Genomic DNA, 22396 nt, shown 5'->3' on the forward strand with positions numbered 1-22396 from the left:
TTTTAATACTAGCAAATAAATTGCTATAGCAACAAGAATGTTATAAAAATTTTATTCTACAATTATTGCTTTACCTCGACCACGGATATCTGATACAGCATCAGGTTTATTATTGGTAATTTTTATAACCTGAATATCTCCACTAAAATCTTGTTGATAAAAGCTATATCCCATCTGCTCAAGTTCAGTTTTCAATTGTTTTGGTACATTATTTTGAAAACTTTCGATATAAATAACATTGCTTGGTAATAATTGATGATGATAACGCGGCGCCTGTACAGCTTGTTTTAAAGTCATATGGTTATCAAAAACATTGGTTACAACTTGAAAGATAGAGGTAAAAATCCTTGAGCCGCCCGGTGTACCAATAACCATTACCACATTATTATCTTTTATGAAGATACTGGGTGTCATCGAAGATAAAGGTCGTTTATTGGGTTCTATTGCATTTGCATCTTTACCTACAACACCAAACTGGTTAGCGACACCAGGTTTACTACTAAAATCATCCATCTCATTATTTAGTATAATACCGGTACCTTGCACAACGACAGCAGAACCAAACCAACCGTTCAGTGTATAAGTATTTGAAGCTGCATTGCCCCATTTATCCACAATTGAAAAATGGGTTGTTTGTAATTTTTCTCCATTATCTAAACCAGGTTTAACTTGTTCTGTATTGGAAATGCTTTTTGGATTAACTTGTTTAGCCCTTTGAGCCATATAATGAGTATTGATTAATTGAGCGACGGGTACGGTTACAAAATCAGGATCTCCCATATATTCCGCTCGGTCGGCAAAAACACGTTTTTCTATTTCTGCCATAAGGTGAATATACTTTGATGAATTAACTTTAACACCTTCAAAATCATTCGCTAATTCTTGTTTCATTGATAATAGTTGAATTAAACCTACCCCGCCTGAACTCGGTGGTGGTGCAGTAATAACTTGCATATCTTGCCAATTTGCAACTAAAGGATCTCGCCATTTTGCTTGATAATTGGCTAAATCACTCTCCGTAATTAAACCATCATTTTTTGCCATTTGCTCTGCAATTAATTTAGCAGTTTCTCCTTTATAAAATCCATCACTACCTTGCATTGCAATACGTTCTAATACTTTGCCAAGTTCAGGTTGTTTAAACATCTGTCCTTCTTGCATAGAACCAAAATAGTGCTTAAAGTAACCATTGGCTGGTGCCGTTGGTTCTATTTCTTGATAACGAGTCACTAATTGCTTATTAACTCTGAATCCATCATTAGCAAAACGAATCGCTGGCGCCATAACTTCTTTCCAACTTAACCGACCAAAGCGTTGATGAACAGCCCACATTCCCGCAACAGTACCCGGAACACCTGACGCTTTATGAGAATATAAACTCAGATTGTCGATTACATTTTTTTTACCATCCAGAAACATATCTTTATCTGCTTTGCTAGGAGCAACTTCACGATAATCCAGAAAATAAGGCTTTCCTTCAATCCAAAGTGTCATAAATCCCCCACCACCTATATTACCCGCTTCAGGATAAGTAACCGCTAATGTAAAAGCTGTAGCTACAGCAGCATCCACAACATTACCCTCTTTGGATAACATCTCTTTGGCAGCTATGGCACCATAATAATCAGGAGAGGCAACCGCACCCGCTTCGAATTTAGGTTGAAGATCTTCAGCGGAAATAGCTTGCTGACTTATCATTAAAAACGCAATAAAACAGCTATACTTGATCAACCTACGCTTAAGATAGAACATTTTAAACCTCCTAAAGATAAATAATTAACATCTTCCCATAACTCAAAAAAATAAATTTTATATTGTGAATTTAATGAAAGAGGTAATAATCAATATAGCATAGAAAATCAAAGAGGCGAGCAAATAATGATCAGCGCAAATAAAAGCAAAAATGTCTAACTTTGTGCTTTATTTAAATTTTAGGCTGAAACTTAGAAAAATAAAAAGAGCATACATAATGACATACAATTATCTACGCTCTTTTCAATTCATTGGCAATTAAGATAATTGCTCTTGATTTTCAGATTTAGCTTGTTCTTCTTTATATAGTTTGTTGTCATAAATTTTTACAAATGGAAGATAAATTATCAATGCTAAGATTGCAGAAAGTATGGCCACAAACATAGCTCGATAATCCCCGCCTGTTCCAATAAATGCACCTAAGCCCATTGGTGATGGCCAAGGTATTAACGCGATAATTGGATTCATAAAACCTGAACTTATAGCAAAATAACCCAAAGTACCACATGCCATTGGTGCTAATAAGAATGGTAAAGCAAGATATGGGTTATACACGATTGGCATACCAAAAATGATTGGTTCATTAATGTTAAATATTGCAGGAACAGCTGAGGCTCGACCTAAAATCTTTAATTGACTTGATTTAGCACAAAAAGCGATAAAAAATGTCATAAGAAGTGTTGAACCCGAACCACCTAGAATTACTAAAGAGTTATTAAATTCACCCGCAAACGGAATAGCTGCTCCACCAATATTCTCATTCATATTGCTAAGCATTATCGGTGTAATAAACGCACCAATAATACTTGCACCATGAATACCAACAACCCAAAGAGCATGGATTAAAAATAGTATCACCATAATACCAAGCCAGCTTTTAGTTAAATTGGTTACAAAGATAAACGGAATACCGATGATATTGAAAATGTCCGTACCAAAATAAATCAAAACACCATTTAAGATAATAATTGTAAATGCGATGACAAATGTTGGAATGAGTGCTGTAAATGATCGTGATACTCCTAATGGAACGGTTTCAGGCATTTTAACTACCCAATTACGACGTACACACATAAAATAAAGTTGTGTTGCTAAAATTGCCATAACAATTGCAATAAAGATACCTGAAGTTCCTAACCGAGTAACAAAAGGATTTAGGCGTAATCCGTTATAGACGGATTCACTTTGATCATTAAATAACACCATCGCCCCATTTTGCATCACTAATTCTGGTAATGTCATGATGAAAGCAAAAACAGATAGCATTGCACCATTAAGAGCATTAACTTTTAAACCTGTCTCTTCTTCCTCAATTTTAGTTAATTCGTAACCGACAACAATATTAAAATAAAGCGCTAATATTCCCATTGTTGCAGTATTAGCTATCATATAAAGATCTCTTATTTTGAAAACAGAATTATCAAAAGCTGTTTCCAATCCAGTAAATGTCATCGGTAAGGTATTAAACACCAAAAACATCGATCCAACGATACAAAAAGGAACTGATGCCATTCCCGCTGCCATTACGGCTCGAACAATCTTAAACTGCGATATTTTTGCCATCGGAGTCATTAGATATTTTTGTAACAACACAAATCCGTTATTCATTTTGTTTTCCTCATTTAATTAATGATTTCTTGATAAGCTTGGATTCTTTTAAAATGTTTATCCTCATTACGCTCAATCTTTTTTAGTTTAAGCAGTATAAAAATTGTAAAAACTAAACTTGCTACCAAAATTCCTAGTAATACGTTTAAAGCCTCTTGTGAATATTTTAAAAATGGAAAGAAAAAGTGAAATAAGGGGGTATAAATCGAAATAATTAACATAATGACGCTTATCAACATTATTCGATAGAAAAGACTAGCATATCGTAAATGGTTTTGATGATTTCGATAAAGTTTAATCTGCTCAAAACTAGTTAATGTAGCAAACAATATGAGTAATAGTGGTAGCACAATGGCAATGGATAAACTTCCCATCAAAAAAACGGCCCAATAAAGATTTAAAAATAGAAAAAATGCTGTGGTATAACGAACCGCTAAAAAACGATTAAAATAGAGATTAGTCAAACTCACTTTTTTATGCGTTTTAAGTTGGCTTTCTAATTGAGAATCCATAGCTGACCTCTTAATTAACTGGATAACTTATAGGTTTGTTGATAAAGATGAGACATCTCAATAGCAATTTCACGAAGCGTCATTGTGGTCATCAAATGATCTTGAGCATGAACCATGATAATTTCCATTTCAATTTTAGTCCCATTAGCATAAGATTGAAGTAGCCCTGTTTGCGACTCATGGGCTTCTAAAATCTCATCATTCGCTTCATCTAAAAGCTGATTAGCTTTATCAAACTCACCCTTTCGCATCAATTCGAAAGCCGAATGGATTTTGGTTTTAGCATTACCACTGTGCAAAATAATATTGAAAGCAGTAATTTGGATATCCTCTGAGCTCATTTTGTCATTCATTGCTACGCTCCTTTTTCAATTAGTTGGATAAAAAGTGATTTAAATTGATTAAAATCTGAAATGTCTAACATCGCCTGTTGCATGGGTGAATCATCAATTAAGTTGACGATTGCTTTTGTCATCATGGCTAAGTTTGAATTTTGATAAATAGATGGTGAAATCATAAAGACAAATTTGACATTTTGATAATTGTCATCCCAAAACAAACCATCGGGAATCACGGCAATGGCTATTTTCGCTATCTTGCCAACCGGTATAGCAGGATGTGGAACAACAATTGTTGGACTAAAGAGTATTTCGCCGATAGCCATACGTTTTTCCATTTGCTTTTTCATCTCTTGTTTGAAGTTTTTAACTTCATTAACGGATAATAGATCAACTAAATGATCTAATACGGTTTGTCTAGTTGTCTTTCGATGGCACAAATAAAAATAATCAGCGGCAATATCATCAAAAATCTGAGCAATATAATTTGAATGATTTTGCTTCTTGTGTTCTGTTGTTATTGGTAAGGAATCTTTGTGTAATAAATTGGGTGTTTGTCTATGAGAAAAATATCGACGAATTGCTTGAACATCCTCTTCACCAAAAAATACCGATACATGAAATACGGGGACTTTAAACACTTTTGATGATAAATCGACAGATGAAATAATAAAGTCAATATCATTTATCATTTCGGGTTCAATTTCATAGTAACCACGGGTTGCAACTATTTTTACACGCTCATCAAATTCGCTCTGGACCCGACTTTTTAATAATTGTGCACTGCCTACTCCTGTTGCACAAATGATCAAAACTTTAGCCTTCTGTTCGTTTTTTAACTTTTCAAGTGAAGCTAAAAAATGCAGCGCCAAATACCCCCATTCATCATCATTGACCTGATATTTATTTAAACTAGGTAATTGGCTTAAATAACGTTTAACTAACATAAAAACTTCTAAATATTGATCCTTAATTTCATCTATTAATGGATTTTCTAATTTTATATTTTGTTCTAAACGCACTAGCATAGGTTTTAGGTGTTGAATTAATCCATTTTTCAATTGTTCATCATGCCAAAAAGGGTAACCAGTCTCTTGTTGAATTTTTAGAAGTAAATTGGTTAATGACGAGCAGAGTTCATCATCAAGAACATCTTGAATTAAATTAGATTTACTCATCAAATGTAAAGTAAGATACATTTGCTCTTCTTTCGGAAAATGAAAACCAATTACAGACTCAATGCGTGCAATGATTTTATTGGCAACTTGATATTCAAGCGTTGTACTGGTTGAAACGGGCAAATCAAGATTTTGAATAGAAAGTCCTGATTGTAAACGCTTAATGCTTAGTGATAGATGCAATACAATATTTTGAATCATTACATCAGATAATTTGATATTTGCTTCACGACACTCATCTAAAATAATGATAGTAAGGGTATCAAAGCTAATAGTTTCACATGATTGATTGAAATAAGATAAATGGTGTAAAAAATTAATCGAATCTTCATGGAAAAAGTAACTCATTATAAAATGACGTTTGGCTTTTTCTTCACCGTCGACAAAAATTAACGATCGATTTTTTTTAAGGGTTAATTCATAAGTCTGTAATTGAGATTTTATCTCAGCTATATCTTTATTTAATTGTGATGAACTAATAAATAGCTGTTCGGATAACTCTTCAACATCAATTTTTTGACTCTCTAGTAATAGCAAATTAAGGATAAAATGTTTCCGCTCACTAGCTTCACGGCATTGAGATTGTTCAAGATTTTTATCTAATAAATGATGTTCAATTAAAAATAAGTTAAACGAAGTTCTATCTAAAATTTCTAAATGGAAGCCATAGCCTTGCTTACTGACTATATTGCCGCCATTGCGCTCAATTAAAGTTTTTAAGTCTTTAAGATAAGTACGTACAGTACGATCAGATAAGGATAATTCGGTAGCAAGTTCTTGACTACTTTTATATTCATTTTTAGAACGAACTAGTAAACTAATGAGTTCTCGTTGTTTATGTTTTATCATTATCTACTATACCTAAGCTATTAACTAAATCTATCCTAAATGGTTAAATTATTAAAAGATCACTTAAAAACTTGAACCATTTTTATGATGCGATCATTTAATTAAACAATCGCATCATATTAAGAACGTTAGAACTGGGATTTTCTTAATTTTTAATTAATATTATCCTCAACTAACTTAGCTAACTGCTCTATACCCGATTGGATAGGGATATAGGCTTGAAATGGAATACTGACTACTGGTTTACTTACTTCATCACCTAATGCTTTTAATTTATCAAACATCATCATGGTTTGAGGGCTAATTAAAAACAGTGCAAAATCACTATTTTTAATCATATTACTGCCTTGTGTTGCCGATACCGCATCAAGCTCAATAGATTTATTTTGGCTAGCAAAAAATTCAGTTACCTTTTTAGCCATAAGTGATGATGACATACCTGCAGCACAAATAATTAACGCTTTTTTCATAATCTCTCCTAATGAATTTTATCGTTATAAAGTTTCACCATTTGACTCAATGACTTTCTTATACCAAGCAAATGAATCTTTTCGACTACGTTTTAAGGTTCCATTGCCTTTATTGTCTTTATCGACGTAGATAAAACCATAACGTTTTTCCATTTCGCCGGTTCCTGCTGAAACTAAATCAATACAGCCCCAAGGGGTATATCCCATCAAATCAACGCCATCTTCTTCAACGGCTAACTTCATTTGTTTTATATGCTCGCGTAAATATTCAATTCGATAAGTATCATGAATACTTCCATCTGCTTCAACTTTGTCATAGGCACCAAAACCATTTTCAACAATGAAAAGTGGCAAACGGTAAGTATCGGTTAACCAATTTAATGTATAACGTAAGCCTTCAGGGTCAATTTGCCATCCCCAATCGGATTTTTTGACATACTGATTGCCGACTAAATCAGTTTTTTCATTATAATCAAAATGGTCATTCCCCTTATTGTGTCTAACCACATTCGACATGTAATAACTAAATCCAATATAGTCAACTGTTCCTTTCGTTAACACTTCCAAATCTTGTGGGGTAATATCAAGTTTAATGTTTTTACGTTGCCAATATTTTTTTATGTAATTTGGGTATTCACCATGAACATGGACATCAGTAAAGAAATACTTACGTTCCATGACTTTTTGAGCCATTAAGATATCGCTTGGTTTGCATGTTTCTGGATAGATTGGTACTAAAGCAATCATACAACCAATCTCAAAATCAGGATTAATCGCATGACCAATTTGTACTGCTTTAGCACTAGCAACTAATTCATAATGTGCAGCTTGATACATGATTTCTTCGCGATTATCGCCTGGTTTATAATAAATACCAGAGTTAGTGAATGGGGCAAAATCTTCGTTAAAATTAGCTTGGTTATTGATTTCGTTAAAAGTCATCCAATATTTAACTTTATTCTTATAGCGATCAAAACAGACGGCAGCAAAGCGAACAAAGAAATCAATTAATTTTCGATTTCGAAAACCGCCATATTCGGTAACTAAATAATAAGGCAACTCAAAGTGCGAAAGGGTAACAACCGGCTCAATGTTATATTTCAAACACTCATCGAAAAGATCATCATAAAACTTCAGACCTTCTTCATTTGGTTCAAGCTCATCACCTTTCGGAAAAATACGAGTCCAAGCAATTGAGGTTCGAAAACATTTGAAACCCATTTCAGCAAAAAGTTTAATATCATCTTTGTAATGATGATAAAAATCGATAGCTTCATGATTAGGATAATATTCTCCTGGAATAATGCCTTCCGTAATTTTTCGATAACTTTTTGGCGATCCAACAGTCATCACATCAGCAACACTAGGCCCCTTACCGCCAGCTTGCCAAGCACCTTCTAATTGATGAGCGGCAACAGCTCCTCCCCATAAAAAACCTTTTGGTAAACCTTTATTATTCATAATCAAGTACCTATATTTATTGACATTTCAACTTCAGTATAAAAGGAAAAATAATTAATTACTAACCAACTTTTTCCTTATTGATAAGGAAAAATAATAAATAAAAACATAATAAGGAAAATTTATCTTACCTTAAGATAAAGAGATAAAATTGGAGAAGAAAAGATAAAAATGCCATCTAATTAGATAGTTGAATAGTAAAATTTGGCAGTTTAACTTTTTTCTTAATTACTGCCATTTTTTTAAATACGATAAAACCAAATAGAATTTAACTATTATTTTGTTCAAACAGGCGCATTGCTAACAGACCATGAGCCATGGTTGCGCCAGCTCTTACCGATGCGGAAATCGAAATCAATTCAGCCAACTCATCAACGCTTGCCCCTGCCCGTTTTGCACCTTTAACATGAACATCAATACAATAAGCACATTGCGTCGTAAGTGCTATAGCTAATGCAATTAATTCTCGTGTTTTTGTTGGAATAACTCCATCAGTTCGCTTAATCGTCTGCTGATCAAAATGTATAAATGCTTGGGTTTCATTGGGTGCATATTTCAATAATGAAGCAAGATATTTAAAATCACTACTTGATTGATAATTACTCATGTTATTCTCCTTTTTGTATTTGTCGTTTTTTAATTAAACCGAAAAACCAACAAGCAGGACAGCCTCGTAACAAAATAACTGCACAAAGAATAAAAAACAGTTGTGTAACAAGTGAAAAAGGTATGTTGCAGGCAAATTATCAAGTTCAAAGTCTGAATTAATAGTTTTTGAGCGCCTAATTTTAAATAACCAATAGCATTCTCGTTCAACAATGCGAAATAACCATCCTGTAAACGTTGCTACCGTTTTTAACATCCCTATTTTTCGATATAACTGCCATAATGCAAATTGAACAGCATCCTCAACATCTTCTGAGGTTGAACATGTTCTTCGAGCGAATCGTTTAATATCGGGCTGACAAATCAACAATAACTTTTCAATTGCTTGTTGATCTCCCTGACAAGCTAATTTGATTAGTTGTTCTCTGTTTTTACTCATGATTTTTTAATCTTTATTTAATCCGTCATACAAGAATAGTAAAAGTAAATGAATTTAATATAATTTTATTTATTAACTAACATACATATATATAGAGGCTCAAAAAAGCAAAAAAGGTTCAAAGTTTTAATTAAATTTTTTGAATGGTTATGTTTAAAGAAAGGATTGATTAGATAATCAACTATGGAAGTGTAACTTTTAGATAATTAACATTATATTTATTGTATCAAATGGATGATATAACTGTTTAATTTTAAATTAAAGATAGATATTGATGTTCCATGTTATTAAAAATAGCTTTTAAACAATCGACAATAATTAAATAAATACTTCAAATTCTTTTGCATATTTTGAAGGTATAAATTCTATCAGTTCATATTCGGCAATGTGGTGAATATAGAACGGATCTTCTTGTATGATTGACATGGCTTGTTCATGACTATCAGCACAACAAAGAATTACACCACCTTTGCGAGGTACTTTGCGACCAGAAGCAATAAAATGCCCTGATTGATAATAGTGTTCTAGATAATCAATATGTTGTGGTAAATATTTTTCTACTTAATTAATGGGTTTAAGATAGGTAAGAGAAAAAATAAACATTTTAATTCCTTAATTTAAATATAAATTAAGCCAACTATACATGTTGGCTTAGATTTTATACTATCTTTTTATTGATTTATTAATCAATAGCATTAATAAATGTTAAAGCAAAGGATAGTTATCATTTAGGTAGTTATTTAGCAACCCATTTGCCATTTTCATCTTTATGATAAAGTTTTTCTACTGCCGACCAAGCAACTCGAAACGCAATCTGTTCAGGCGAACTATTATCTCGTCGTTTTTTAGGATCTTGATACTCTTTTATTGCGCTATTAAAAGCTTCTTTAAAAATATCTTGAGCATGGGCAGGTAGAACATGTCGAACCGATTCTGGTAGGTCATCTCGTGTTTGATAAGGCATATCACATTTCCCCTCTTTAAATTACTCACTAAATATTGATAATTTTAAACAGTCATTGCGAACTTCACTTTCAAAACAACTTACTTAGATTGAATTTATTCTGATTTCACAGGAAATACAAGGATAATTACTGAATTAATCCTTTTTGTTTACATTTAAATCGGCTGTTTACTTAATTTGAATGAGCGGTGAATATTTTACACCGCTAAATCATAAGAAATTTATATAGTTAATTTTTACGTTAATGATTAACATCAATCACAAAACGCCCTTTAATTTGTCCTGCTATCATTTTATTAGCTATGTCAGAGCATTCATTTAAGGTAACTGTTTTACCTATATGAGAAAATAGTTTTTCATCAAAATGTTGTGCTATTAATTGCCATGCAGCAACCCGTTTACCATAGCTCGCCATCACACTATCAACACCTGCTAATGTCACGCCACGTAAAATAAAAGGTGCAACCGTTGCCGGTAAATCCATACCTTGAGCAAGACCACAACAAGTGACAATACCACCATATTGAGTTTGTGCACAAATGTTTGCTAATGTATACGAACCAACCACATCAATGGCTGCTGACCATTGTTCTTTTTGTAATGGTCGATTAGGTTCTTTCAATGATTGGCTATCAATAATCTCGACCGCACCCAGTTTATGTAAATAATCTTCATCCGTCATTTTATTGGTTGAGGCGGTGACCTGATAACCTAATTTACTCAATAATGCGATAGCAACTGACCCAACGCCACCCGTGGCGCCTGTAACTAAAATTTTGCCATCTTCTGGTTTAACGCCAAAATCAACAATACGCAAAACACATAAAGCAGCCGTATACCCTGCAGTACCAATAATCATTGATTGATAAGGAGTTAGATTGCATGGTAATGGAATTAGCCAATCTGATTTCAAATAGGCATATTGAGCAAGGCATCCCCAATGTGTTTCACCGCATCCCCAACCATTCAAAATAACCAAATCATCTGGTTGATAACGACCACTTTGACATTCAATTACTGTCCCTACACCATCAATACCTGGAACCATTGGCCATTGTCTAACAATAGGACTTTTATTGGTCAATGCTAATGCATCTTTATAATTAATACTTGAATATTGTATTTTTACTAAGGTATCGCCTTGTTGTTGAAGTAGTTGTTGTTTCGTTATGGTTTTCAATGAATGGGAAAACCCAGTAACCTCATTTTTCTCTAAAATAATGGCATTGAATGACATACATATTCCTTATTGTGTAATGGATAATAAACCAATAGATAATTGACTCACTGAAATAGTTGGCTCGTCAGTTAGATAATTTATTTACCATTAATAGACGAATGGTCTAAAAATTATAGACCGATCGTCTAGTTAAAAGCAATAAATTATATTTGGACAAGGTTTAAAAAAATAAATTTATAATATATTAGGATGTTACATTCTATTTAATCATCATATTAATGAAAATAGTTATAAATGTATCTAACGGCTCTGATTTTTTTAGCAATTTGCTACGTGTTACCGCACCTTCCCAGCCTAACCAAAAAAATTCAGATAATAATTTACAATCAATTTTTGCGTTGATTTCACCTGATTTTCTTGCCAATTCAAGGCATTTTTCTATTTTAACTTGCCAACTTTGCAAAACCTGTTCAAGCAGTTGCGCATAACCTTGAGGTAAGAGTGATTCTTCTTGAATTAATTCGCCAATTAAGCATCCACGTTTATAATCATACTTTGCCATACCTTGCTTTGCATCTTCGCAAAAAGCTTTAATTCGGGCGATAGGTGATTTAATCGACGAATCATTTAAATGCTTATCTAATTTATGAGCAAAAAAACTATCATAACTGGCTATGATTGCTTTTCCAAAGTCTTCCTTACTTTTGAAGTAATAATAAAAGGAACCTTTGGGCACGCCTACCTGCTTTAAAATATTTTCAATATTTGATGAAATGTACCCATATGTGGTCATCAATTCTACTCCACTACGAATCAGTGCAGATCTTGTCTCATTACCTTTTTTTGTATTACCTTTTTTGGGAAATGTCGAAGCAGAAATAGTTTGATTAGATGGCATAAGATTCCAATATTTTACGTGAATATAATTGATTGAATTTTGAATTATGATAAATAGTCATATCAATAAATGCAATAATTTGCCTGATGACTAAATCTATTGGTTAATAAAAAAGCCTGATAAATTTTTTTATCAGGCTGTTGAGATAAGTATAAGCTAACGGTTATCTACATATTTTAAAACTATTTTGTCTTATTACGTTGGACTTTTTCTGATACTGCACCGATAAATACGACATCACTAGATGAATTAAGCGCAGTTTCAACAGAATCTTGAATTACACCAATAGCAATCCCGATACCAATGACTTTTGCTGAAATTTCGTTAGGTATACCAAACATACTACAAGCAACAGGAATAAGCAATAAAGACCCGCCTGCGATACCTGATGCACCACATGCGCATACGCTCGTCACAATACAAAGTAATACCGCAGAAAAAATATCCACTTCTATATGCAAAGAATTAACGGTCGCTAAAGTTAAAATAGTGATAGTGATTGCCGCACCTGACATATTAATAGCCGCACCTAATGGTACTGCTACGGAATAGGTATCTTCATCCATTTTTAATCTTTTGCAAATTTCGATATTAACCGGAATATTTGCTGCTGAACTACGAGTAAAGAATGCTGGGATGGCACTATCTTTTAATGAAGTCAAAACGAGTGGAAATGGATTTTTACGCATAACAATATACGCTAATAATGGATTAATAATTAATGCCACAATTAACATACAAGACACTAATACGACTAATAGGTGGGCATATTTAAGTAACTCCCCAAAACCTGTTTCTGCAAGAGTTGAAGCAACTAAACCAAATACGCCTAATGGTGCAAAACGAATAATAATTCTTACAATGAATGAAATTGCTAAAGATAGATCGTTCATCATTGTTTTGGTCGTTTCACTTGAGTGCCTTAACGCAATCCCAATACCAACACCCCAAATGATAAGACCAATATAGTTAGCATTAACCAACGCATTTACTGGATTGTCGATCATTTTGTTAAACAACGTTTTTAATACTTCAATAATACTACCTGGAGGGGTTAATTTGCTTTGGTTAGCGGCATCCCCTAATGAAATAACAGAAGGAAAGATAAAACTAGCAACCGTTGCTAATAATGCAGCCAACATCATTCCAGAAAAATAAAGCGTAAGAAGTTCACCCATATTAGCGCGTTTACCATGTTGGTGATTGGATATTGAAGCAATAACTAAAATAAGAACCAAAATAGGAGCGACAGATTTTAAGGCATTAATAAAAAGTGCTCCAATAAAGGACATATCTAATGCAAGATCTTTCGAAATAGCGGCTAATGCAATACCTAGAATTAATCCTAATATAATTTGCGGTATCAGCCCTACTTTAAAATAAATACGAACCAATCTATTAGTTGAATGAGGCATAGTATTTCCCTATATAATAATGTAACGGCAAAACATTAACATAATTGAACAGTAAAACTATAAAAAAATTATTATGATAACTATTTTTTATATCACATTATTCAATTATTAAGATTTGTTATTCCTTTTTATATACAAGGATATTAAAAATGATTGGCGAGAGATCATGATTTTATAAAAATTTAAAAAGTAAAAAATACCAGCAAATCATTGTTTTTACCAATAATTAGATAGTAACGTTTAAAAATTTTGGACGATTTCCATGTTAAGTAATATTTTAAATATATTCGATTAATGGACAACTTATCTTTATACATCATAATTTTAAAGATATTATTAATTATTAATTGTGTAATTAATTTAGAAAATATCTAGGCTAATCCTTAACAACAACTCCTTTACCTGTGATATAAAACTGATTACCCGCTATATAATGCAACGTCTTCATTTCATCACTTATCTCATCAAACTTCCAATGACCATTTTCGTAAATACGATTATCAGCCCATGCACCGATAACTTCACCAATTAATAGATCATAATTTTGCTGGTTATATTCTTCAGGGATCAGACGACAGATCAACCAAGCAGCACAGCCTTTTACAAGAGGAACATCAAAACCTTCTTGATAGAATAACTCGATGTGGTTATCGGCTAATTTGTTTGGATTATCGAAATAACTTTGTGTACCAAGGCCTATAACTTGTTCAGCTTGTTTGGCAATAGGAATTTGTATTGCAAATTTCTGGCTCTTTTCGATAAGTTGCCGTGTGAATGACTTTTTGTCTAGTACTGCTGTCAATTTTGCAGGAAACATATCTAATGCACAGACCCATGATGCTGACATAACATTTTCAGTATTATCATTTTTTGCTGAAACCATTACCGTTGGTCCATGATTCAGTAAGCGATATGATTTATCAAGAGGTACAGCACGAATCGTCATTTTATTCTCCTTTATTAATATGTTAGTCAACTCTTTTAGATTTTTTCTAAAAAGTACCGAAATTCATCAATTGTAATCTGATAAAATTATTATATAAATCGAAATGATTTATACTTTCAATCATAACTGATTCTTTGTATTTAATAACGACGTTATAAACATTTTCAAAATCGCTTAAAACATCAATATTTATACAATAACATATGTATCATCTAACCGAATCCTCAATGTTTTACTTTTAATACCAAAAAATAATCATATACAAATAACGCAACTTCTAATATACGATAAATTAAAATTGCAATAGTATTGTTCAGTAAATTATCTTGTAACTAAAACAGATAAAAAAGCAAATCAATCTATCAAACCTTAATGAATTAAAAAAATTTACAGTTATCAATGAATGTATTGGAATTTATTCTAACTAAATTAATCCTAATAAAACTATTTGATGACGTTTAATAATTAAACTAAAACTCAAACGATAGAGGATTGTTAGTAAAGTTGTTGGCATACAAAACTTTATCTTAACTGATTAATATTTTTAGCTTTACTAAATAATATAATTGATAAATAATCATAAAAATATAATAACACTTGGTATTTTCAGTTAATTTTTTGTAGAGGTGATCATTATGAGAAAGATAAAATTAAATAATGGGATCGAGATGCCAACTTTAGGATTTGGTGTTTATCAAATTGATGAAAAGCATTGTGAACAAGCAGTATTAGATGCAATTGATGTTGGTTATCGCCTGATTGATACAGCAACCGCTTATCAAAATGAACGCCAAGTGGGAAATGCGATTAAAATTAGTGGGATTGACCGAAAAGATCTATTTATTACCACCAAACTTTGGTTAAACCGAGCTAGTTATGAAGGTGCTAAAATCCAATTTGAACAATCATTAAATTTATTACAAGTGGATTATATTGATTTATATTTAATCCACCAACCTTTTGGTGATATTTATGGTGCTTGGCATGCAATGGAAGAGCTCTATGAACAAGGAAAGATTAAAGCCATTGGTGTCAGTAATTTTCAGCCAGATCGTTTAGCTGACTTAATGGCTTTTAATAAAATAAAACCTGCTGTAAATCAAATAGAAGTTAATCCATTTAATCAACAATTACAAGCAGCACCTTGGATGCAAAGTAAAACGATTCAGCCTGAAGCATGGGCACCCTTTGCAGAAGGAAAAAATGATATTTTCAATCATCCTGTTTTAACCACCATTGGTAATAAGTATAATAAATCAGTTGGTCAAGTTATTTTACGCTGGTTAATACAACGCCAAATTGTCTGTTTAGCAAAATCAGTGAGAAAAGAACGTATGACCGAAAATTTTAATATATTTGATTTTAAACTTTCAAATCAAGATATGATCGATATTACCGCAATTGATACTGCGACCAGTGCATTTTTCTCACATCGAGATCCAGCAGTTGTAGAGTGGCTGACTAAACGTCGGCCTAATATTTAATTTTGAAATCGTAATATAGATTTAATACTAATAAACATCATGGTCGCCTCCAACAAAGGGGGCTTTTAACCCATTAAAAAGTATGAGTTAATTTTATCTATGTCCGATGATAGTAAAGATTTAGTGCAACAAGTTGATTGCATTCTAAACAAGCCCTATAACAATTTATCTTTAAGATTAAAATATAAAAACTGTAATATCACTTATTAATCCAGCTGTGTAACGTTGATATCGATAATAATACGTTCAGATATGGTTATTCTGAATCAAGTTGTTTGAATAAAGTTTTTAGAAAATATTTCCGATGATTCTCCTGATAAGAATTCATTAGCTATGATAATTTTTAAATCTCGACTATATTTTGACATAAAAAGACCCCCTGTAATTGGTTGTCCAACTATTGGGGGTCACTTAAATTCGCTATGTCATACCGGTTTTTTATGCCTTAGTGAAAGTTTATTTAACTATTACCAATTAGCCCGAATACCAACAGATGCGCTAAACGGTGCTTTGACTCTTGCATCCCCACCATTTGTCCATGTATGGCCGATTTCTGTATAAGCGCTGAATTGATTATTAATTTCAAAACTGCCACCTATTGCCATTTCCGAACTTAAATATTTAGCACCATTACTAAATTCCGTAGCAGCATTTTTACTAGCAAAGGTTATATGATCAGCACCACTTGGTGAATAGAACAGGTTAACACGAGCATAAGGACGTAATAATGTATCATCCATTTTGAAATTACCTTCAAAACGAGCACCAATTCTGAACAACACAGCATTATTATTACTATGTTTTACTTTGGTATTACCACTAATATGACTATCATGCATATCAAGCCATTGATGTATAATTTGGGCTTGTGGTTCAAACTTCCAGCCATTAGCCGATAAGATAAATGGTTTACCTGTTTCAATTGATGCACTTAAGCCATAGCTTTTTTGTTTGCTGTTTTTATTACCATCAGGTTTTACATTGACACGATGACGAGCCCCTTGTAAAACAATATCAAGATAAGTACCATTGTCTTGCATATAAGTACTATAAGCACCTAAGAAGTAGGAATTTATACCATTTTTACCCATTTGTCCATTTCGACCACTAGCAAATCCATTAACCGTCATATTACCATACAAATAGCCAAAATAAGCGCCCAGTCGCCAATTGTCTTCTTGCCAAAAATCACTTCCCAATTGAAAACCAGTATAGTTTCCTTTGCTTTGAGGATTAGTAATGCCATTTTGTTCTACATCAATACGTTTAGTTATAATTCTACCCCAACTTATTGGTGAATCTAACAACGGCATATTACCAATACGTTGATGTAAATTACTTTGCATAATATTTTCTGCTAAGCGAAGTTGTTCTGCGATTGCTCCAAACAAAGGAACTTCTTTACGATAAGTTTTTACACCTGCTGGTTTAACAGGTTTTCCTGTATCCGGATCAATACTTGGATCGATTGGATGTGTTGGGTTTGTTGGGTTTGTTGGATTCATTGGGTCTGTCGGATTGATTGGATCCGTTGGGTCTGTTGGATTGGTTGGATCCGTTGGGTTTGTTGGATTGGTTGGATTCATTGGGTCTGTCGGATTGATTGGATCCGTTGGGTCTGTTGGATTGGTTGGATTGGTTGGATCCGTTGGGTCTGTTGGATTGGTTGGATTGGTTGGATCATTAGGTAAATAGGAGCGTAAATACCAGTTATTATTTTGGTTGTTAAGATCACCTTTATGCAAATAATATTCATATGCGCCAACATCTAAATGATCTTCAGGGATTTTAAATGCATCATGAGTACTTACCCCATCGACATGGACTAATTCAATGCCATTAGTATTACTCGTATCAGCACCTAACCCATTAATATTATTAATTTGTATAAATGTGTTTCCTGAAACATTACCGTTTACAAATAATCGATCTGTTGGACTATTGCTATTTTGAACGACGGTATCAAGCACTAATTTCCCATTATCTCCAAAATAATCGCCAGCAATAATCAAACTATCTCCTGCATAGGAATTACCAAGTGTAATAGTCCCTCCATTATGAACACTTCCACTAATTTGTGATTGATGTAAAGTGGATTGAAGATCAACAATTGCACCTGATTCAAGAGTTAATTGATCTGTATTTAAATCCCCTGTTAATGTCAATTTACCAATCGGACTGAGATTAATATTTTCCCATCCAACGATTGATACATTTCCAGTCGAACCGCTTGAAGTTGATGAGCCGATAAGATGAACATTAAGGTTAAGGGTATCATCGTCAGACGATCCACCTACGCGCGTAAATTTATTACCACCATCTATTGCAGTTAGTTGTGATATATCTGCTCCTTCATTAATAAACAATGTATCATTACCTTCTCCAAGTCTAATTTGTCCACTAATTTTAGAACCATCATTTAGAGAAATAATTGAATTTGTGGTTTCGTTTTTTATTGCAATGTCACTAGCCGATGAGACATCTGCACCCTGATTTAAATTTATATGGGTTTCTAACCCTTCTTTACCTGTGGTATAAATACCTGCTCCTGATTGTCCTTCTACTTTGCCATAAATGTTAATCTCTGTAATACCTGTACCACTATTGGTAGCCTCAATACCATTATCAAAACCATTGATGATACCACCTGTTTGGTTTATTAATAAATCTGAGGCAGTATCGCTATTAAAAGCTAATATTGCTGAACCGTTATTAGCAGTGATCTTACCTTCACTAACAATACGTGTAATACCATTTCCATGATTAGTGAAATTAATCCCATTTTTAGCACCTTGGATCTCACTATCAGATTCTTGTCTAAATGTTAAATTATTCGAATTAGAATAATTAGTTGCAATAATGGCATCTAAGTCTAGACTAACTATTTTGCCTGCAACTTTAAGACCTGTTGAACCTTGTCCATGATTAGCAAGATCAACACTATTAAGTTTACCAATTATTTCACTGTTTTGTGTCTGTCCAAATAATAGGTTATTGGTTGAGGATTGGCTTACAGCTGAAATAGCATTACTATTGTTACCAATAACTTTTCCGGCTATACTGATAATGGTTGATCTTTGACCATTATTAACAATATTAATACCATTCTTATTACCAATAATTTCACCACCAGATTGAATTATGTTTAGATCTTTAGAATTAGTATTATTTGTTGCAAATATTCCGTCTTCTTGATCACTTATGACTTTACCTAAAGTAGTAATAGATGTTAAACCTTGTCCATTATTTTCAATTGTCATGCCATTGTGTTTACCGTTAATTTCACCTTCTAATTGGCTAACTTTAAGATCAGTAGTATTGTTGTTATTAAACGCATAAATACCATCATTAAGTTTTCCGATAACCATTCCGGATGTATTTATTGATGTGGCACCTTTACCATTGTTAAACATATTAATACCATTTTGTAAACCTTGAATATTACCGGCTAACTGAGAAACAATTATATCTTGGGTATTTTGTTCATTAACAGCGGTCATACCATTGTTTTGTGTTCCTATAACATCATTAGAAGTTGTTATTGATGTAGTACCGTTTCCTTTATTGTTAACATTAATGCCATTTAAATTACCTTTTATACTGCCCGCAGTTTGCATTACGTTGACATCTTGACTGTGAGTATCATTATTAACCAGTATTCCATCATATTCGCTACCCTCTACTTGTCCTGCAGTGTTAATGAAAGTTGAACCAGTTCCTAAATTATTAAAATTAATACCATTTTTTTTCCCTAAAATAGAACCAGATGATTGTTTGGCTGTTAAATTTTTAGTGTTCGTTTGAGTTATGGCATATATTCCATTTTCTTGATCACCTATCACTTGTCCAGAGGTTGCGATTGTTGTTGTACCTGTTCCTTTATGTTCTACATTAATACCATCAAGCTTACCATGAATATTACCTAGTGGTTGCCGAATATTAAGGTCTTTAGTATTTGTTTCATTAACAGCGCTAATGCCGTAATTATTGTCACCGATTACATCGCCAGATGCGCTAACAATCGTCGAGCCACTACCTTTGTTATTAATATTTATTCCATTTGATTGGCCATGAATATTGCCTGCAGATTGATTAATTGTTAGTTCATGAGTATTCACTTCGTTAACAGCAAATATCCCATCATTTTGATGACCGGTTACTTCACCATTAGTCGTAATTAAAGTCGAACCGTTTCCTTGGTTGGTCATATTAATGCCGTTTAGTTCACCTTTTATACTACCAGTAGATTGACTAACGTTTAAATCGTTAGTGTTTACACCACCAATACCAAATATACCATCTTTTTGTTGGCCTTCGACATTGCCATAACTGTTAATAGATGTTAAACCATTACCATTATTGACAATATTGATACCATATTGTTTGCCTGTAATATCGCCTTTTAATTGGTTGAAAGTTAGTTTTCTAGTATTGGCTTGATTGACAATAGCCACACCATCTTGCTGATTAGCTGTAATCGTTCCTGAAGTGGTTACAATAGTTGCCCCATTACCGCCGTTGGTAGCATTGATTCCGTTTAATTCTCCACTAATTGAACCGGAAGATTGGGTAATCGATAAATCATGAGTATTACTATTATTATTTACAAATATTCCATCATTATTTTGCCCAGTAATCTTGGCTGTAGTTGTGATTGTAGTCGAACCATTACCCAAATTATTAGCTTTTATTCCGTTTAAATGACCACTAATTGAACCACTGTTTTGTTCAATAGCCATATTACCAGCATTTTGTTCATTGACAGCATTAATTCCTTCATTATCATCACCAATAACTTCACCTGCGGTTGTGATATGTGTAGTCTCTTTACCTCTATTGTCGGCATTAATACCATTTTTTTTACCATGGATGCTCCCTGCTGATTGGATTACTTTAATACCTTTTGTATCACCGTCATTCACCACAACAATACCATCACTTTCGTCACCTACAACGGAATCTGAAGTTGTTATTGTTGTTGTTCCGTGACCATTATTAGCAACATTAATTCCATTCAAATTACCGTGAATGTCGGCGCCTACGGTCTCTATAATGTTTAAGTCTTGAGTATTAGTTGAGTTTGAAGCATGTATCCCATCATTTTGTTTACCAGTGACATCACCATTAATTGATATATTTGTTGATCCAGTACCATTATGATTAATATTAACACCATTTGTTCCACCAATGATATTACCGGCAGGTTGGTTTATAACTAAGTTATCAACATCAGAGTTACTTGTATAGGTATAACCATCGTCATTAGATTCGAGATGGTGTGGAAGAGATATTTCAACTGAACCGTTAAGATTTGCAGTGCTCAACAGATGATTTAGATAATCACTACGTTGTAAACTTAATAAATTTTGATTTGCATATTGGCTAGTAATTTTTGTCTCGCAACTATTATTTTTAAGAGATGTTTCGATACATTGAGCATAACTAACAGGTACCATTGCTGCGGTTAAAGTTGCTACAGATAACAAATTAACCAAAAATAATCGCCCTTTTGATTGCGCTTTTTCTGATGTAACAATGAAAGCTTTACGTCTAGCATTCCAAACTAACTTGTATACTTTATTCATTATTTCCTCCCATTCAAATCCACAATTAATTTATGCTGGATTTAACCAGTTTTTATTTGAAAACTTGTACTGAATGAAACTCACTAATTTAGATCAATGTGTGATTAATTAATAAATCGATAAATTAGTGTATTAACGAACAACTATTAGTAGATATAAAACTTGGAAAAGGTTTAAGGGTTCTTTAATTTTTGACAAAATTTAAGTTTATAAAGGCGTAAAAAACTTGTGGATACGTTTATCAAATTACAAATCAATTACTTTACCTCCTAGCAATGAGCTGAAAATGTATATCAATTTGAAAAATTTTAAAATTATTTAAGTGATTATTAATTTTAAACTAAAAAAATACGCGAAATAAGTTAATTTGTTTTATTAAGTTAAAAAACAACTAGCATATCGACTCAAGACAATTTATAAATGTATGAGACATGGAAAATATTCATGACTTCTTTAAATATTTAAAACAGTATATTCTTTCTAAACTAAGTTTTGGGGGATATCTATATAAACAGTAATAGGAAAAGGCAAGATATAGAAATCATCCCTGAATATCCATACAGAAAAATGATAATACGAGATAATTTCTGTACACTTTTAACATATCGTACATAAATTGGCAATGAAAATAATCAAAAAACTCAATTAATAGTTTATAGTTACCAAAATATCAACCATATTAAAATAAGCTTGCGTTGTTGATAAAACTGT

General features: G+C 32.8%; 16 protein-coding genes and 1 pseudogene. 1 reads left to right on the top strand and 16 read right to left on the bottom strand.

What is annotated here, in order from left to right:
- Positions 1-51 precede the first annotated feature (51 nt).
- The 15 genes and pseudogenes from ggt to H3S73_RS06680 all read right to left on the bottom strand — a co-directional run bounded on the left by ggt (position 52) and on the right by H3S73_RS06680 (position 14616).
- Entirely contained in the window at positions 52-1698 is a 1647-nt protein-coding gene (gene ggt, locus H3S73_RS06610) for a gamma-glutamyltransferase (RefSeq protein ID WP_370528790.1), read from the bottom strand.
- 312 nt (positions 1699-2010) lie between these two features.
- Entirely contained in the window at positions 2011-3360 is a 1350-nt protein-coding gene (celB, locus tag H3S73_RS06615; protein ID WP_198236180.1) for a PTS cellobiose transporter subunit IIC, read from the bottom strand.
- A gap of 14 nt (positions 3361-3374) precedes the next feature.
- Positions 3375-3872 (bottom strand): hypothetical protein, encoded by a 498-nt coding sequence (locus H3S73_RS06620; RefSeq protein WP_198236181.1) that lies wholly within the window; start codon positions 3870-3872, stop codon positions 3375-3377.
- Between the two features lie 14 nt (positions 3873-3886).
- Positions 3887-4225, bottom strand: a complete 339-nt coding sequence (locus tag H3S73_RS06625; protein WP_086326180.1) for a PTS cellobiose transporter subunit IIA — start codon at positions 4223-4225, stop codon at positions 3887-3889.
- A 2-nt stretch (positions 4226-4227) separates the two neighbouring features.
- Positions 4228-6237, bottom strand: a complete 2010-nt coding sequence (locus H3S73_RS06630; RefSeq protein WP_198236182.1) for a BglG family transcription antiterminator — start codon at positions 6235-6237, stop codon at positions 4228-4230.
- A 152-nt stretch (positions 6238-6389) separates the two neighbouring features.
- A complete protein-coding gene (locus H3S73_RS06635; protein WP_198236183.1) occupies positions 6390-6707 on the bottom strand; it encodes a PTS cellobiose transporter subunit IIB in 318 nt (105 codons plus the stop codon).
- Positions 6708-6731: 24 nt separating this feature from the next.
- The gene (locus H3S73_RS06640) at positions 6732-8168 is read right to left on the bottom strand and encodes a 6-phospho-beta-glucosidase (protein ID WP_198236184.1); all 1437 of its coding nucleotides are present in this window, start codon (positions 8166-8168) and stop codon (positions 6732-6734) included.
- Positions 8169-8436: 268 nt separating this feature from the next.
- A complete protein-coding gene (locus H3S73_RS06645) occupies positions 8437-8775 on the bottom strand; it encodes a carboxymuconolactone decarboxylase family protein (protein ID WP_198236185.1) in 339 nt (112 codons plus the stop codon).
- 33 nt (positions 8776-8808) lie between these two features.
- Complete coding sequence (locus tag H3S73_RS06650) at positions 8809-9213, bottom strand: RNA polymerase sigma factor (RefSeq protein WP_198236186.1); 405 nt, start codon at positions 9211-9213, stop codon at positions 8809-8811.
- A gap of 318 nt (positions 9214-9531) precedes the next feature.
- Positions 9532-9756: pseudogene (locus tag H3S73_RS06655) on the bottom strand (YciI family protein); the annotation flags it as partial.
- 193 nt (positions 9757-9949) lie between these two features.
- Positions 9950-10177, bottom strand: coding sequence for a ChaB family protein (locus H3S73_RS06660; RefSeq protein WP_086289315.1), 228 nt, complete (start codon positions 10175-10177; stop codon positions 9950-9952).
- A 241-nt stretch (positions 10178-10418) separates the two neighbouring features.
- Positions 10419-11414, bottom strand: coding sequence for an MDR family oxidoreductase (locus H3S73_RS06665; protein WP_198236187.1), 996 nt, complete (start codon positions 11412-11414; stop codon positions 10419-10421).
- A gap of 202 nt (positions 11415-11616) precedes the next feature.
- Positions 11617-12255, bottom strand: coding sequence for a TetR/AcrR family transcriptional regulator (locus tag H3S73_RS06670; RefSeq protein WP_198236188.1), 639 nt, complete (start codon positions 12253-12255; stop codon positions 11617-11619).
- 182 nt (positions 12256-12437) lie between these two features.
- Complete coding sequence (gene sstT, locus H3S73_RS06675; RefSeq protein ID WP_198236189.1) at positions 12438-13670, bottom strand: serine/threonine transporter SstT; 1233 nt, start codon at positions 13668-13670, stop codon at positions 12438-12440.
- A gap of 376 nt (positions 13671-14046) precedes the next feature.
- Positions 14047-14616 (bottom strand): flavin reductase family protein, encoded by a 570-nt coding sequence (locus H3S73_RS06680; RefSeq protein WP_198229044.1) that lies wholly within the window; start codon positions 14614-14616, stop codon positions 14047-14049.
- A gap of 635 nt (positions 14617-15251) precedes the next feature.
- Between H3S73_RS06680 and H3S73_RS06685 the strand changes: the two genes are divergently transcribed.
- Positions 15252-16100 carry an aldo/keto reductase gene (locus tag H3S73_RS06685; protein WP_198229043.1) on the top strand — a complete coding sequence of 283 codons (849 nt, stop codon included), beginning with the start codon at positions 15252-15254 and terminating at the stop codon, positions 16098-16100.
- A 467-nt stretch (positions 16101-16567) separates the two neighbouring features.
- Here H3S73_RS06685 and H3S73_RS06690 read toward each other — a convergent pair whose 3' ends face one another.
- Complete coding sequence (locus H3S73_RS06690) at positions 16568-21685, bottom strand: autotransporter outer membrane beta-barrel domain-containing protein (RefSeq protein WP_198236200.1); 5118 nt, start codon at positions 21683-21685, stop codon at positions 16568-16570.
- Between the last annotated feature and the right edge of the window lie 711 nt (positions 21686-22396).

This window comes from Gilliamella sp. B14384G12 (genome assembly GCF_016101825.1).
Classification (GTDB): Bacteria; Pseudomonadota; Gammaproteobacteria; order Enterobacterales; family Orbaceae; genus Gilliamella; species Gilliamella apicola_N.